This is a genomic window from Vescimonas sanitatis (assembly GCF_049060325.1).
Taxonomy (GTDB): domain Bacteria; phylum Bacillota; class Clostridia; order Oscillospirales; family Oscillospiraceae; genus Vescimonas; species Vescimonas sanitatis.
The window spans coordinates 110,426-125,714 of the sequence record NZ_JBMGPW010000009.1 but is presented as its reverse complement, the minus strand read 5'-3'; the positions used below and the strand labels follow the sequence as shown (position 1 = coordinate 125,714).

Annotated in this window: 16 protein-coding genes; 8 read left to right on the top strand and 8 right to left on the bottom strand. The window is 61.8% G+C overall.

The window, feature by feature from the left end; translation table 11 throughout:
- Positions 1–64: 64 nt before the first annotated feature.
- The 3 genes from ACOMDU_RS11730 to ACOMDU_RS11720 form a co-directional block, all read right to left on the bottom strand.
- Complete coding sequence (locus ACOMDU_RS11730; RefSeq protein ID WP_022135646.1) at positions 65–1,228, bottom strand: acyl-CoA dehydrogenase; 1,164 nt, start codon at positions 1,226–1,228, stop codon at positions 65–67.
- 23 nt (positions 1,229–1,251) lie between these two features.
- Complete coding sequence (locus ACOMDU_RS11725) at positions 1,252–2,088, bottom strand: 3-hydroxyacyl-CoA dehydrogenase family protein (RefSeq protein ID WP_421130481.1); 837 nt, start codon at positions 2,086–2,088, stop codon at positions 1,252–1,254.
- Between the two features lie 68 nt (positions 2,089–2,156).
- Entirely contained in the window at positions 2,157–2,936 is a 780-nt protein-coding gene (locus tag ACOMDU_RS11720) for an enoyl-CoA hydratase-related protein (protein ID WP_421130480.1), read from the bottom strand.
- 314 nt (positions 2,937–3,250) lie between these two features.
- Between ACOMDU_RS11720 and ACOMDU_RS11715 the strand changes: the two genes are divergently transcribed.
- Both ACOMDU_RS11715 and trmB read left to right on the top strand, forming a co-directional pair.
- Positions 3,251–3,580, top strand: a complete 330-nt coding sequence (locus ACOMDU_RS11715; protein ID WP_421130479.1) for a hypothetical protein — start codon at positions 3,251–3,253, stop codon at positions 3,578–3,580.
- Positions 3,581–3,619: 39 nt separating this feature from the next.
- On the top strand, positions 3,620–4,300 hold the full coding sequence (gene trmB, locus ACOMDU_RS11710) for a tRNA (guanosine(46)-N7)-methyltransferase TrmB (protein ID WP_421130478.1): 681 nt from the start codon (positions 3,620–3,622) through the stop codon (positions 4,298–4,300).
- Positions 4,301–4,375: 75 nt separating this feature from the next.
- Here trmB and ACOMDU_RS11705 read toward each other — a convergent pair whose 3' ends face one another.
- On the bottom strand, positions 4,376–5,647 hold the full coding sequence (locus tag ACOMDU_RS11705) for a hypothetical protein (RefSeq protein ID WP_421130477.1): 1,272 nt from the start codon (positions 5,645–5,647) through the stop codon (positions 4,376–4,378).
- Positions 5,648–6,090: 443 nt separating this feature from the next.
- Between ACOMDU_RS11705 and nifS the strand changes: the two genes are divergently transcribed.
- On the top strand, positions 6,091–7,278 hold the full coding sequence (gene nifS, locus ACOMDU_RS11700) for a cysteine desulfurase NifS (RefSeq protein ID WP_421130476.1): 1,188 nt from the start codon (positions 6,091–6,093) through the stop codon (positions 7,276–7,278).
- A gap of 18 nt (positions 7,279–7,296) precedes the next feature.
- Entirely contained in the window at positions 7,297–7,731 is a 435-nt protein-coding gene (nifU, locus tag ACOMDU_RS11695; RefSeq protein ID WP_022135398.1) for a Fe-S cluster assembly scaffold protein NifU, read from the top strand.
- Positions 7,732–7,771: 40 nt separating this feature from the next.
- Here the strand turns inward: nifU and ACOMDU_RS11690 are convergent, their stop codons facing one another.
- From ACOMDU_RS11690 to ACOMDU_RS11680, 3 genes are all read right to left on the bottom strand, one after another.
- A complete protein-coding gene (locus tag ACOMDU_RS11690) occupies positions 7,772–9,121 on the bottom strand; it encodes a peptidoglycan-binding protein (RefSeq protein ID WP_421130475.1) in 1,350 nt (449 codons plus the stop codon).
- A gap of 3 nt (positions 9,122–9,124) precedes the next feature.
- Entirely contained in the window at positions 9,125–9,505 is a 381-nt protein-coding gene (locus ACOMDU_RS11685) for a hypothetical protein (protein ID WP_421130474.1), read from the bottom strand.
- 88 nt (positions 9,506–9,593) lie between these two features.
- Positions 9,594–10,820, bottom strand: coding sequence for an aminopeptidase (locus ACOMDU_RS11680; protein WP_421130473.1), 1,227 nt, complete (start codon positions 10,818–10,820; stop codon positions 9,594–9,596).
- Positions 10,821–11,037: 217 nt separating this feature from the next.
- Here ACOMDU_RS11680 and ACOMDU_RS11675 point away from each other — a divergent pair, with 217 nt between their 5' ends.
- The 4 genes from ACOMDU_RS11675 (at position 11,038) to ACOMDU_RS11660 (ending at position 14,235) form a co-directional block, all read left to right on the top strand.
- On the top strand, positions 11,038–11,292 hold the full coding sequence (locus ACOMDU_RS11675) for a hypothetical protein (protein WP_421130472.1): 255 nt from the start codon (positions 11,038–11,040) through the stop codon (positions 11,290–11,292).
- Positions 11,293–11,413: 121 nt separating this feature from the next.
- Positions 11,414–12,088 (top strand): response regulator transcription factor, encoded by a 675-nt coding sequence (locus ACOMDU_RS11670; protein WP_421130471.1) that lies wholly within the window; start codon positions 11,414–11,416, stop codon positions 12,086–12,088.
- Positions 12,085–13,431, top strand: coding sequence for a sensor histidine kinase (locus ACOMDU_RS11665; RefSeq protein WP_421130470.1), 1,347 nt, complete (start codon positions 12,085–12,087; stop codon positions 13,429–13,431). Before ACOMDU_RS11670 ends, ACOMDU_RS11665 begins: the two co-directional genes overlap by 4 nt.
- 285 nt (positions 13,432–13,716) lie before the next feature.
- The gene (locus ACOMDU_RS11660; RefSeq protein WP_421130469.1) at positions 13,717–14,235 is read left to right on the top strand and encodes a VanZ family protein; all 519 of its coding nucleotides are present in this window, start codon (positions 13,717–13,719) and stop codon (positions 14,233–14,235) included.
- A gap of 29 nt (positions 14,236–14,264) precedes the next feature.
- Here ACOMDU_RS11660 and aroF read toward each other — a convergent pair whose 3' ends face one another.
- On the bottom strand, positions 14,265–15,263 hold the full coding sequence (gene aroF / locus ACOMDU_RS11655) for a 3-deoxy-7-phosphoheptulonate synthase (RefSeq protein WP_421130468.1): 999 nt from the start codon (positions 15,261–15,263) through the stop codon (positions 14,265–14,267).
- Positions 15,264–15,289 lie beyond the last annotated feature (26 nt).

The window sequence follows — 15,289 nt, the reverse complement described above, 5'->3', positions numbered from 1 at the left end:
ACCGGAGGTATCGGGGACCTGCTTAACAGTTACGAGAATTTTCATTTTCCTTTTACCTCCTACCTTACTTCACGCCCAGATTGCTGGCGATGACCATGCGCTGGACCTCGCTGGTGCCCTCGTAGATCTCGGTGATCTTGGCATCACGCATCATGCGCTCCACGGGATACTCACGGGTGTAGCCGTAACCGCCGAACAGCTGGACGGCGCGGCGGGTCACATCGGAAGCGGCCTCGGCGGCGAACAGCTTGGCCATGGCGGCGTCCATGGAGTAAGGCTCGTGGTTCTGCTTCTTCATAGCGGCGGAGTAGACCAGGAACTGCGCGGCCTGCATACGGGTGTGCATCTCAGCCAGCTGGAACTGGGTGTTCTGGAACTGGGAGATGCGCTTGCCGAACTGAACGCGCTCCTTGGTGTACTTGATGGCTTCCTCGACAGCGCCCTCGCCCAGGCCCAGGGCCTGAGAGGCGATACCGATACGGCCGCCGTCCAGGGTCTTCATGGCGATCTTGAAGCCCTCGCCCTTCTTACCCAGCATACGGTCCTTGGGAATGACGCAGTCCTCGAAGATCAGGTCGCAGGTAGAGCTGCCGCGAATACCCATCTTCTTCTCGTGCTTGCCCTGAGAGAAGCCCTTGTCGTCCTTCTCCACGATGAACGCGGAGATCTCCTTCATGCTGCGGCCGCGCTTGTCAACGGTCTTGCCGGTGACGGCGATGACCACGAAGGTGTCAGCTACGTTGCCGTTGGTGATGAAGCACTTGGAGCCGTTCAGAATGTAGTTCTCGCCGGACTCGTCCAGCACGGCGGTGGTCTGCTGGCCCTGGGCATCGGTGCCGGCGCCGGGCTCGGTCAGGCCGAAAGCGCCGATCTTCTTGCCGGAGCACAGGTCGGGCAGATACTTCATCTTCTGCTCCTCGGTGCCGTTCTCGAAGATGGGGGCGGCGCACAGGGAGGTGTGGGCGGAAACGATAACAGCAGTGGTACCGCAGACCTTGGCCAGCTCCTCGACGCACATGGCGTAGGAGAGCACATCAGCGCCGGCGCCGCCGTACTCCTTGGGGAAGTAAATGCCCATCATGCCCAGCTTGGCCATCTTCTCGACGGTCTCCATGGGGAAGCGCTCTTCCTCGTCGATCTCAGCGGCCAGGGGCTTGACCTCGTTCTCCGCGAAATCGCGGTACATCTTGCGAACGAGCAGCTGTTCCTTCGTCAGATGGAAATCCATACTTTTTTCTCCTTTTTCTGATTTTACTTGTTGTAGTTGAAGAAGCCTTCGCCGGACTTAATACCCAATTTGCCCGCACGAACCATCTTCCGGATCAGCACGTTTGCGCGATACTTGCTATCGTGAGTCTCGTTGAACAGCACGTCCATAATGTTCAGCACCACGTCCCAGCCGATGAGGTCGCCCAGATGCAGGGGGCCCATGGGATGGTTGCAGCCCAGCTGCATAGCAATATCGATATCTTCCGCGGAGGCAACGCCTTCCTGCAGAACGCAAACGCCCTCGTTGCAGTAGGGGATCAGGATCTTATTGACCACAAAGCCGGGGGCCTCGTTGACCACCACGGGGGTCTTGCCGATCTCCACAGACAGGTTCTTGATATAGTCCACCAGGTCGGCGGGGGTGTTGCCGCCGGCGATGACCTCCACCAGCTTCATGGCGGGCACGGGGTTGAAGAAGTGCATACCGATCAGGTGATGCTTCAGGCCCTGGCCCATCTCGGTGATGGACAGAGAGGAGGTGTTGGAGGCGAAGATGGTCTCGTCCTTGCAGATGGCGTCCAGCTTGCCCAGCAGTTCCTTCTTGACGGCCATGTTCTCGGCCACGCACTCGATGACCAGATCGGCATCGGCGGCAGCGTCAAACTCCTCGACCAGAACGCGGCTCATGATATCGTCCGCGGCTTCCTGGGTCATCTTGCCCTTGGCGACCTTCTTGTTCAGGGAGGCGGCCAGCTTGTCCTTATGACGCTGTGCGCTGGCGGTGCTGGAAGCATACATCAGGGCGGTGTGGCCCTTCGCTGCGAAAACCTGGGCAATGCCGCTGCCCATCGTACCGGCGCCGAATACTGCTACTTTCATGATAGTTCCTCCTACTTAAATTTTTACATGAATTGCTTAATTATCAGGCGGTGTGCCTGTCAATTAACTTACTTGTTCTGATAGGGCTCGTGCTTGCGCTTCTCCAGGAAGGCGGACATACCCTCGATCTGGTCGGCAGACTGGAAGCAGCTGCCGAAGAGCTTTTCCTCGATGACGATGGCCTTGTCCATGTCCACCTGAAGGCCCTCGTTGATGGCCTGCTTGCAGGCGCGGACGGCGATAGGCGCGTTCTTGGCGATGGTCTCGGCCAGCTTCTCGGCGGCGGGCAGCAGCTCGTCCAGGGGATAGACGGCGTTGACCAGGCCGATGCGGTAGGCCTCGTCAGCCTTGATATTCTTGGCGGTATAGATCAGCTGCTTGGCCATGCCGGGGCTGACCAGGCGGGCCAGACGCTGGGTGCCGCCGAAGCCGGGGGTGATGCCCAGGCCGGTCTCGGGCTGGCCGAAGACCGCGGTGTCGGCGCAGATGCGGATATCGCAGGCCATGCTCAGCTCGCAGCCGCCGCCCAGGGCGAAGCCGTTGACCGCGGCGATGGTGGGGATGGGCAGCGTCTCGATGGCGCGGAAAACATCGTTGCCGTGCTTGCCGAAGGCCTCGCCGCCCTCCTTGGTCAGGGTGCTCATCTCGCCGATGTCGGCGCCGGCCACGAAGGCCTTTTCACCGCTGCCGGTGATGACCAGAGCGCGGATATCCGCGTCCGCCTTTACGGTGGACACCAACTCGTCCAGGTCGGTCAGGACCTCGGAATTCAGCGCGTTCAGCGCCTTGGGACGGTTGATGGTCGCCACGGCGATGAGGCCCTTCTTTTCCAGCAGAATGTTGGTCATATCAAGTTCCTCCTTATGGTTCCTTTCCGTGAGCGCAGCGCCCGGAAACGGCACATGGCCGGCGGGTGGGCATACGCCTCCTCATACATATCACATTATAGTGGCCCGTTAGAAATTTATCAAGTCCAACCCACCGGCTTTTTGCTTTTTTAGCGGTTTCCACAAAAGTGGACACCGGAATTTGCACACTTTTGCGGGGCGGAGGCGGCGGAGAGGCGGTGATCAGCGGAAAATGAGGCGGCGCGGAAAATGATACTTGTGCGCGGAAGAATTTCGTGCTATGATGGGGCCACGTGTAAAAGGGAGGAATCGCCATGCAGAACGAGGAAAAGATCTTAGGGCTGCTGGAGCAGCTGGTGGAGGACGTCTCCGGGCTGAAGCAGGAATCTGCGGAGACAAAGAAAGAGCTGGCTGCACTCAAGGAGCAGATGAGCCGGATGGATGAACGCCTACGGCGGGTGGAACTGACACAGGAGAACATGGTCCTGCCGCAGCTTCGGCTGCTGGCGGAGGGGAACGACACACTGCTGGCGCGATCTGCCCCTGTGGAGCGCGTGGAGGCCGTGGAGACCGATGTGGATATGCTGAAGACCGTGGTTCGTCTCCATTCGCAGGACATCAGCGCACTGAAAAAGGCGCGATAACACCACTTTACTTTAGAAAAACAGTGAGGAATCACGTATATGCGGATGCGGAAGAAAAAAAATCTGGCGCCCCGGATGGAAGCCTGCGGCGCGTACCTGATCCGGGACCCGTTCGCCCTGCGGGGGCGCTGGCGGGAGCTGATGCCGGAGGCACGGGAGCTGCGGGTGGAGCTGGGCTGCGGCAAGGGCGGCTTCACCGTGGGGACCGCGGCGGCAGAGCCGGAGGTGCTGCTGATCGCCGTGGAGAAGGTGCCGGACGCCATGGTGGTGGCCATGGAGAAGGCGCGGGACGCGGCGCTGCGGAACGTATGGTTCGTAGACGGGGACGCTGCGCTGCTGCCGGATATGTTCGCCGATGGGGAGATCGACCGGCTGTACATCAACTTCTGCGACCCGTGGCCCAAGAGCAACCAGAAAAAGCGGCGGCTGACCCACGGGAACTTTCTTAAAAAGTATCGGCAGGTGCTGGCCGAGGGAGGACAGATCCACTTCAAGACCGACAACGACAAGCTGTTTGAGTGGTCGCTGGAGGAAATACCGCAGTTCGGGTTCGCGCTGTCGGAGGTGACGCGGGATCTGCACGCGGACGGGCCGGTGGGCGTGATGACCGACTATGAGCGCAAGTTCTACGGCGAAGGCAAGAGCATCAACCGATGCGTGGCCACCATGGTGGAATGGACGGAGCCGGAGATAGAGGACGTCCCCTCCCCTGCTGAGTAAACAAAAAAGGCACCCCTGACGGGGTGCCTTTTTTATTTCGCGCGGCGCCGGGGTAAGACACCGCAGGAAACGGTGTCAGTCCTCGCGCTTTTTGCCCACAAACGCCACGCCGGCGGCGGAGGTCAGCGCCATGCCGACATACAGAGCAATGCCCGCGTCGAAGGTCTTGGGAGAGCCCTTGGTGGTGGTAGACGTGGTGGTATCGCTGGTGGAGGGGTAGTAGTAATAGGAGATCTTGGTTACCGTCCAGGTACCATCATCATTCTTCGTCGCCTTATATCCGGAAGGCACAGTAGGCTGACTGGTATAGGTGCCGCTGGTGATAGCGCCGTCCGCTACGACCTTATAAGCGCCGCCGTCCTTCTGGACGATCTTGTCGGCCGCAACATAGGCGTCCACATCGCTGGAGAAGGTGCCGCCGGTGATGAAACCGGTCACAACACCCGTTGCATTATTGCCAACATAGCTGCCAACGGCATTTGCATTCGTGCTGCTGAATGTGCCGCCAGTAATGCTCACAGCGGGATCACCGCCGGGATAGTTGCACTTGTCAATGACCAGGGCTTCGCCCGTAGGATTGCCGCCATTTCCATAGTACGCATAGTCCGCCTTAGCACCATTACCCACGATCGTACCACCGGTAACAGACACACTGCCACACTTCACGTAGATGCCGGTCGCACCGGTAATAGTGCCGCCCTTGATGTTCAGGTTGCTGGTGTTCGGATAGTAAATGCCCAGACCGCCGTCGTTCGTGTTCGTGACCACCGCACCGTCCTCGATATTGATGGTAACGCCGCCATCGGAAGCATTGCCAATACCGGAAATCGCCGCACCGCCGGCAGCCGTCACCTTACCGTACACGGTGACCTCGGACCCTGTGTTCTGAACGGTAATACCGCCCTTATTCGCATCCGTGCTGGTGGCATTGATAACCATGTCCGCGGCAACCGTCAGCTTCGCGCCGCTCTGCACCCACGCGGCCCACTTCAGGCACTCCAGCGTTCCGTTTTTCAGCGTCAGATCGCTATTATATACATCGAATCCGCCGCCAGCCGCTACCGTCATCGTGCATCCGCCGAAATCGATTGTGAGCGCCTTTTTAACTTCGGTATAGCTGTCGCCATCCACAGTTAAGTCATTCACAAGCGCGATAGTATCCCCGGCCTGCGCCGCAGTGATAGCCTCTGCTATCGTCTTATAGGTTGCGTCCGCTGCGCGTGCCGGTGCCGTTGTGTAGCTTACACTTGGATCGACCTTCAATGTGACAGGGTCATCCGCCCAGCTGACGCTGCACAGCCCTATGGCCATGACCAGAGCCAGAATGGTTGCTAATACCTTTTTCATTGTTAACACTCCCCAATGATTTTGATATTTCCGCAGTCTGCTTCGTTTTAAGCTTGTTAAAACGCCAAAGCAGGAGTACTCCTGCGGATGAGTTGATTATACCACAATTTCCGTGGTTGTCCAGAGGGTTTTGTAAAATATGCCGGTTTTTCCGGTTTTGGGGCAAATAGGGGGAGGAATTGGGGGGAAATGGGAGGGGGGAAGCGCGCGGGGCGCGCGACACCTCATCCGCCCCTGCGGGGCACCTTCCCCTCGAGGAGAAGGCATGGGGGTTCCGCGCCTGCGGGCGCGGGGGACGGATTGCCACGGCCAGTCTGCGGACTGGTCTCGCAATGACAGGGACGCAAGAAGGCAGATTTTCTTGGTAAAACCTATTGACATTGTAGGGTTTATGTGGTAGGCTTTTCTTACCTACAAAAAAGATATGTTAAAGGAGTGATCCTATGCAGGTCTATGCAGATAATGCGGCCACCACGCGGATGAGCGACAAGGCCGTGGCGGCTATGACGCCCTATTTCCAGCAGTTTTACGGCAACCCCTCCAGCCTGCACACCGTGGGCCAGCAGGCCGCGGAGGCGCTGGCGGACGCACGGCGGCGGGTAGCGGACTGTCTCGGGTGCAGCTTTAAGGAGATCACGTTTACCTCCGGCGGCAGCGAGGCCGACAATCAGGCCATTGTCTCCGCCGCCCACATCGGTGAGCGAAAGGGCAAGAAGCACATCATCTCCACCGCCTTCGAGCACCACGCGGTGCTGCACACGCTGAAGAAGCTGGAAAAAGAGGGCTTTGAGGTGACGCTGCTGGACGTGGGTCCCACAGGCACCATCACCCCCCAGCAGGTGGCGGAGGCCATCCGGGAGGACACTTGTCTGGTGACCATCATGTACGCCAACAACGAGATCGGCTCTATCCTGCCCATCCCGGAGATCGGCAAGGTGTGCCACGAGAAGGGCGTGCTGTTCCACACCGACGCGGTGCAGGCGGCGGGCCACCTGCACATCAACGTGAAGGAGCAGAACATCGACATGCTGTCCCTGTCCGGCCACAAGTTCCACGGCCCCAAGGGTGTGGGCGTGCTGTACGCCCGGCAGGGTATCCCCCTGACCAATATCATCGAGGGCGGCGCGCAGGAACGCGGCAAGCGGGCCGGCACGGAGAATATCCCGGGCATCATGGGTCTGGCGGCGGCGCTGGAGGAGTCCTGCGGGCACATCGATGAGGACACCGCCCGGCTGACAAAGCTGCGGGACAAGCTGATCGCGGGACTGAGTAAGATCCCCCACAGCGCGCTGAACGGCGACCCGGTGCACCGGCTGCCCACCAACGTGAACTTCTGCTTCGAGGGCATCGAGGGCGAGAGCCTGCTGCTTCTGCTGGATCAGGCGGGTATCTGCGCCAGCTCGGGCAGCGCCTGCACCAGCGGGTCCCTGGACCCCAGCCATGTGCTGCTGGCCATCGGCCGTCCCCATGAGGTAGCCCACGGCTCCCTGCGGCTGAGCCTGTGCCACGACACCACAGAGGCGCAGGTGGACTATATTCTGGAGAAGGTACCCGGCATCGTGGCGTATCTGCGGGATATGTCCCCCATGTGGAAGGACCTGGAGTCCGGCAAGCGGACATTCATTCTGTAATGTAAAGGAGCGTTGATTATGGCTTTGTATACCGATACCGTGATGGACCACTTCCTGCACCCCCGGAACGTGGGCGAGATCGCCGACGCCGACGGCGTAGGCGAGGTGGGCAACGCCAAGTGCGGCGACATCATGAAGATGTACCTGAAGATCAAGGACGACAAGATCGAGGACGTGAAGTTTGAGACGTTCGGCTGCGGCAGCGCCATCGCCTCCAGCTCCATGGCCACGGAGATGATCAAGGGCAAGCGCATCGAGGACGCGCTGGCCCTGACCAACAAGGAGGTCGTGGACGCGCTGGGCGGTCTGCCCGCCCACAAGCTGCACTGCTCCGTGCTGGCGGAGGAAGCCGTGAAGTCCGCGGTGAAGGACTACTACGACAAGAACGGCATCGCCTACGACAAGAGTAAGTTCCCCGCCTGCGAGGACTGCGAGAGCTGCCGGATGGTGTGAAAGACGGAAAAGAACCGCCGGAGGGCGGTTCTTTTTTTGTTCAAAACACGCCGTAGCCCTGACCCTGGGTGATGATGTAGGACCAAAGGACCGGGCCGACGGCGCCGGTGGGACTGTACCCCAGGCGGTTTTGCAGGGTGCGGACCGCGGCGGCGGTGGCGGGGCCGAAGATGCCGTCCGCGGCGACGGCAGGCAGGGTGCTGTCCCGCTGCGCCAGCCGGTTCAGCTGGGTCTGAAGCAGCGTCACCTCCGGGCCGGTGTCGCCCTCCACCAGGAAGCGGCCGGGGTATATCTGCCGGGCGAAGGTCTGGTACTCCGGCGGCAGCTGGTAGAGCGTCTGCTCATAGACGTTCTGGATGGCGTTCCATGTGTTCCGCCCCACCACGCCGTCCACCGTCAGGCCATAGGTGCTCTGGAAGGCCAGCACCGCGTCCCGCAGCTCGTTGTCGAACACGTCAGTGATGCGGATGGGCGGCAGCTCCGGCAGGAAGAAGCCCAGAAACGCCAGATAGAACCGGATGGCCTGGACGCCGATGCCGGTATCGCCCAGGCGGAGGACCTTGGGGAACTGCCGCTGGGCCTCGGAGATGGTCAGGCCCTCGCTGGTGACCTCGGAGAGGCTCTTGACGCCGTTGTAGATGGACTTGATACGGTACCAGGTGGACTTGCCCACGATGCCGTCCTGGGTCAAATTGAAAATGCGCTGGAAGGCGCGGACGGCGGCGGCGGTGTCCGCGCCGAAGACGCCGTCGGTCTCGGCGATAGCGGGGATGGCGGGATAGTTCTTGCGGATGCGGTTCAGCTCCCGCTGGATGGTGCGGACGTCCTCGCCCACGCTGCCCACGGTCAGCGGCCGTCCGGGATAGGAGGGCGTGCTGTCGCCCACCGGGGCGTTGTCCACCAGGTCGATGTCCTGCCCGTAGTAGTATTGCAGTATCTCATAGGGTGTTTTCCCCTGGGCGGCCAGTTCCTGGCTGCCCCACTGAGACAGCCCCCGGCACTGGGTGCGCACGCCATCGCAGAACTGGGCGTACAGCGGCTCCACGTTACCCCGGCGGACGATGTAGTTGTTGAACATATCGTCCACGATGGCGTTGATGTTCTCGAACGTCTCCTTATCCGGGGAGAAGGCCTGGTCGTACTGGGTGTTGTTGGTGATGTCGAAATCGTAGCCCCGGCTGCGGTAGAACTCCGTATAGACCCGGTTCAGCGCCACGGATATCTGCGCCAGCACATTGGCGCGGATGGCGCTCTCGTTCCACGTGGGGTATATCTCGCTGGCGGCCACGCCCTTGATATAGCGGGGAAAGGTGACGGTGACGTTCTCCGCCGGGGCGTCCGGCGCGCCCAGATGGACGGTGATGTACTCCGGAATAACGGGATAGGGCACGGCTCAGCCCTCCTCTCGCTGCGGCGGCAGCGTCACCGCCAGCACGGACTCGATGCAGGGAAACACCAGCACCTGCTGGTGCTCCGGACAGTGGTAGTCCGGGTGGCTCACCGCCACGGTATAGGCCGTTCCGCTGATGCCCGCCGTGTCCGACGACAGTCCCAGCGACGCGGGCAGCGCCGGCAGCAGTATCCTGTCGGCAATGCCGGAGCTGTCGGTCACGCCGGAGTAGAACGTCTCCCGCACCGCGCCGAAGTCGCGGTATACCTCCACGGACGCGCCGGGGATGGGGAATATCCCCTGGGCGGCGGATACCTGCACCCGCAGGCTGCCCTGCTCCGGGTGGGCATTACGGAACCAGGTGATGGGCTCGATCTGTGCCATGGTCGTTCCTCCCTTTTGCTTTTGGGAGAGTATATGCATCAGCAGAAAAGAAATATCCCCCGGCGGCAGCCGGGGGATATTTGTTGTTTCAGAAGGCCCAGTTGCCATGGCGGAACACGGGGACCACATCGCCGTTTTCGCAGACGGCGTCGATGTCCATATCCTCGGAGCCGATCATAAAGTCCTCGTGGATCATGGAGTCATTGACGCCCAGGGCGCGGCACTCGGCCAAGGTCTTGTGCTCAAAGTCGTTAATGGTGTCGGCAAAGCCCATGCCCAGGGCCAGATGGCAGGCGGCGTTTTCGTCGAACAGCGTGTTGTAGAACAGCAGTCCGGACTGGCGGATGGGACTGTCGTAGGGCACCAGGGCGCACTCGCCCAGATAGGCGCTGCCCTCGTCCATAGTGATAAGCTTTGTCAGCAGGTCGTTGTTCTGCTCGGCGTGCCACTCCACAGCCTTGCCCGCGTGGAAGCGGATCCAGAACTTGTCGATGAGCTGCCCCTGATAGCTCAGTGGCTTGGTGGCGTAGACGATACCCTCGGCCTCGCCCCGCTTGGGGGAGATGAAGCACTCCTCGGAGGGGATATTGGGGTTGAAGACAATGCCCTGCAGGCTGCGCTCGCTGCCGCCGCAGAAATGGGCCTCGGGGATCATACCCACGGTGAAGTCGGTACCGGTGGCGCTCCTGTAGCGCAACTGGCGGATGTGCAGGCTGTTCAGGTAGTCGCGGCGGTCGTGGATGTCCTTGTTGTGGGCCGCCCAGTTGGCCTGGGGATCGCCCTCCAGCGCGCGGGAGGTAGAGAGGATGGCCTCCCACAGCTTTTCCACCGCCTGAGACTTTCGTAGGTCGGGGAACAACTTTTTTGCCCAGGCCTCGCCGGGCACGGCGGCGATGCACCACTGGTACTTGTTCTCGATCTGGTCGCGGTAGGGCTTGATGATGGGGAATTTGGCCTGCTGGCTCTTGGCCAGCTTCTCCTGGTCGATGCCCTTCAGGCCGTCCGGGTCCTCGGAGAGCAGATAGATGCGGCAGGGAATGGTGTCCACATAGTGCTGCCAGCGGGCCAACTCGTAGTCCTCCACTCTGGAGAGCGTGGTCAGGCTGCGGTGGCGGACGTGGAGCTTCTGCAGAGGCTGGTAGTTCCAGTCCACCACGACCTTTTTGGCCCTACACTTATAGCACTCGTCCACCAGCATGGTCACAAACTCCGGCTGGTCCAGGTCGGCGGCGATGAACACCTCCTGCCCCTTCTGGATGTTGACGCCGGTGCGGGCGATGAGACGGGCGTAGGAACGGAGAACAGACTTTTTCATAGGGAATGCCTCCTTATCGGCAAAATTTCTGTTATGGGTATTGTACCACCGCGGGTGGGATTTGAAAAGCGGCAGGGCGGGACGTTCAAAAATTATTTTCATTTCTTTAATGTTCCTCTAATAAACCGGACGTAAGATAAGGCTATCCTAAGGAAGCACACAACACATCAACACAAGGCCATCTACATATACAATACGGTTTCAGGAGGTAAAGAATATGAAACGTTTTCACATCATCAAGAAGGCTTCCCCCGTCAACTACGCGCTGGAGAGCAGCCGCACCCTGGACAACGGCGTGGTGCTGAAGCTGATCCACTGCGGCGAGACGCTGACCGTGTCCGCCAGCTATGAAAAGCATCTGGAGAGCTTCGCCGACCTGCGCTCCGTGGAGGAGGCGGCGTATATCGAGGACTATCTGACCCGGAAGTACAGCGGTGTGGACGCCGCCGACCTGCCCATGCTGACGGCGTAAGGGTTGTCAGGGAAAACACTTTCTGGTATACTGGGTGTGAGCGAGAGGTCCCGCCCGCCGATGGGCGGGCGGGATATTTTTTCTGCTGCCGGACGGTGGCTTGCGGAGGAGGGCACGGCGTATGCGTATTCTTATCGCGGAGGACCAGCCGGAGCTGCGGCGGATGCTGGTAAAGAATCTAACGGCGGCGGGCTATACCGTGGACGGCGTACCGGACGGCGCGGAGGCGCTGGCGTATCTGGACGCGGCCGCCTATGACGCGGCGGTGCTGGACATCATGATGCCGAAAGTGGACGGGCTGACGGTGCTGCGGACGCTGCGCGCCCGGGGCAGCGCCCTGCCGGTGCTGCTGCTGACAGCCCGGGACGCCGTAGCCGACCGGGTAGACGGGCTGGACGCGGGCGCGGACGACTATCTTATCAAGCCCTTTGCCATGGACGAGCTGCTGGCGCGGCTGCGGGTACTGACCCGGAAAAAAGGCAGCGGCAGTACCAACGTCTACACTCTGGCCGATCTGACGGTGGATACCGCCGCGCGGACGGCGAAGCGAGGCGGCCGGACGCTGGAGCTGTCCGCCAGGGAATATGCGCTGCTGGAATACCTTATCCGCAGCAAGGGCGTGGTGCTGTCCCGGCAGCAGATCGAGGACAACCTGTGGAGCCTGGACTACGCCGGGGGCACCAATGTGGTGGACGTATACATCAGCTATCTGCGGAAGAAGCTGGAGCTGCCCGGGGAGCGCAAGCTGCTGCACACGGTGCGGGGCATGGGCTGGGTGCTGAAGGAGGATGCATGAGGAACATATCCATCAAATGGCGGATGACCCTGTGGTTCTCCCTGCTGATGATCGCCATCACGGCACTGATGCTGGTGTTCGTGATGCTGATGAACCGCAACACCGTAACGCGGCCGCCGGAGGCGGAGCTGCTGTACATGGTGGACCGGAACGCCGATGATGTGGAATTCGACCACGGAGACTGGGATTTCAGCGACGTGGAGCAGTACGCCCACGGGGTGTACACGGAGATCTTCGACGAGGACGGGCAGCGGCTGTTCGGCACGGCGCCGGCGGAGGTATCGGACGGCGCGCCGAAGGAGAAAAACGCGCTGCACACCGTCGTCGGCAGCAGCGGCGGGACGTATCTGGTGTACGACTGCTGGCTGGAGATCGGCGGCAGCGGCCTGTGGGTACGGGGCACCATCGACAGCGCGGCACGGGGCAGCGTGATGGAGGTCATCGTGCCGCTGGCGTGGTCGGTGCTGCCGGCGCTGGTGGTGCTGAGCGTGGGCGGCGGCTGGCTCATCTCCAGCAGCTCTTTCAAGCCTATGGAGAAGGTCATCGCGGCGGCGGAGAGCATCTCCGGCGGCGAGGACCTGTCGCGGCGCATCGGCCTGCCCAGAGGCAGGAGTGAGATCAACCGGCTGGCGGGGACCTTTGACGATATGTTTGACCGGCTGGAACGCTCCTTTAAGGCGGAGGCGCAGTTTACCTCGGACGCCAGCCACGAGCTGCGGACGCCGGTGACGGTGATCCTGGCAGAATGTGAGACGCTGGAGCGTACAGCGGGGACCACAGAGGACTACGTCGAGGGCATGACGGTCATTCATCGGCAGGCGGAGCAGATGTCCCGGCTCATCGGGCAGCTGCTGCATATCACGCGGCTGGAACAGGGCACCCAGAAGACCTGCATGGAGCGCGGCGACCTGGCAGCGCTGGCGGAGGCGGTATGCGAGCAGCAGAAAATGATCGCGCCGGAGGGCGTGGTCCTGACCTGCGACGCGCCGGAGAGCGTGGAGGCACGGATGGACGTGATACTGATGACCCGGCTGCTGAACAATCTCATTTCCAACGCCTTCCGATACGGCAGCGGCGGCGGACACGTCCGTGTGACCGTCCGCCGGACGGGCAGCTGCGCCGTGCTGTCCGTCAGCGACGATGGCGCGGGCATCCCGCCGGACCAGCAGGAGAAGATATGGCAGCGCTTCTATCAGGTGGACGCGGCCCGCAGCGGCGGCGAGGGCACCGGGCTGGGGCTGTACATGGTACGCCAGATTGCACGGCTCCACGGCGGTACGGCGGAGGTGGAGAGCGTGCCCGGGCAGGGCAGCATATTCACCGTGCGGATCCCGGCGGAATGACATACATTTTCCCCGCCTGCGGGCGGGGAAAATTTTTTCATATCCCCTATTGACTCTGCCATGGTGGAAGGGTATAGGATAGGTACGAGCTCAAGGAAAGACGATGGAGGTGCCCCCATGCTGAAGATCGGAGATTTTTCAAAGCTGTCCTCCTCGCCGCGCACCTGCGCCCCCTCACGCCCCCCGCCTGACGGCGGGGGGTTCTTTATGATTTGCTTAACCGGGTTGACTTTCACGGGACAGGCGGGCATAATAGGGCATACTATACTGATGGGAGGTGCGGTCATGGCGGACATTTTCATACGGGCGCTGCCCAAGTACGCGCCGGACCTGATCGTGCTGCTGGGGCTGTATCTCCTGCTGCTGGGCCGGTGGAAAAAGCAAGGGCGGCGGCGGGTGCTGGTGTACACGGTGTTCAGCGTGTATATGCTGGGCGTGCTGTGGGTGACGGTTCTGCCGGTGCTCTCCATGCTGGGAATACACCATGCCTACGCGCCCATGGTACTGGAGCCGTTCCGTGACCTGCGGCTGGGATACGGCAACGCAGAGCGGCAGGTCTTTCTAAACGTGCTGATGACGGTGCCCTTCGGCATTCTGTGGCCGGTGGTGCGCCGGGGAAAGGCAGGGGTGTTCCGTACGGTGGGGGCAGCGTTTCTGCTGAGCCTGTGCATCGAGCTGGTCCAGCCTCTGCTGCCCACAGCACGGATGTCGGACATCACCGACCTGATCTGCAACACTGCCGGCGGGCTGATCGGCTACGGGCTGTACCGGCCGTGGAAAAAGGCCTTGGGCTGCTGGATGTAAAAAACGACCGCCGAGGCGGTCGTTTTTGCTTATTGCAGGGCTTCGCGGAGGCAGCGGACCTTTTGGGCCAGCTGGGCGAAGGCGGCGGGGGTAAGGGACTGGGCGCCGTCGGACAGGGCGGTGGCGGGACGGTCATGGACCTCCACCAACAGTCCGTCGGCCCCGGCGGCCACGGCGGCCAGCGCCAGCGGCTCCACCAGATCGGCGCGGCCCGCGGCGTGGCTGGGGTCCACAATGACCGGCAGATGGGTCAGGCGCTTCAGCACCGGAACGGCGGACACATCCAGGGCGGCGCGGGCGGGGGTCAGGCCGCTGCGGATACCACGCTCGCAGAGAATGACCTGCGTATTGCCGCCGGACAGGATATACTCCGCGGACAGCAGCAGCACCTCCACCGTGGCGGAGGTGCCGCGCTTGAGCAGGATGGGCTTGCGGGTGCGGCCGAGAGCCTTCAGCAGGGCGAAGTTCTGCATATTGCGCGCACCCACCTGCAGCACGTCCACATCGGCCAGCGTGTCCAGCTGGGCGGGATCGGTGATCTCGGTAACGGTGGGCAGGCCCGTATCACGGCCGGCCTGTACCAGCAGCGCCGCGCCCTGCTCGCCCAGACCCTGGAAGGTGTAGGGCGAGGTGCGGGGCTTGAAGGCGCCTCCGCGGAGCATGACGGCCCCGGCGGCCTTTACGGCGGCGGCGACGGTCTGTATCTGGTATGCGGACTCCACGGCACAGGGCCCTGCGATCAGGCAGAAATCCGCGCCCACGCGGACATCGCCCACCGGCACCACGGTATTCTCCGGATGAGTGCTCCGGGCGGCCAGGTGATAGGCCGGGGTCAGGCGGCGGGCCTCCTGCACATAGGGCAGGGCCTGAAGCGCGGCGGGGTCCAGCCGCCACGTCTCCCCCACCAGGGGCAGGAGGAGGGATGTCTCCCCCGCTACGCAGCCGCCCTTGACGTTTTGCAGAGCCAGCTGGGCCAGCAGCTGGCGGATGGCAGGCTCCGGGGTGTTCTTTTGCAGTACGAGTATCATAACGGATCGCTCCCTGTATTGTAGTC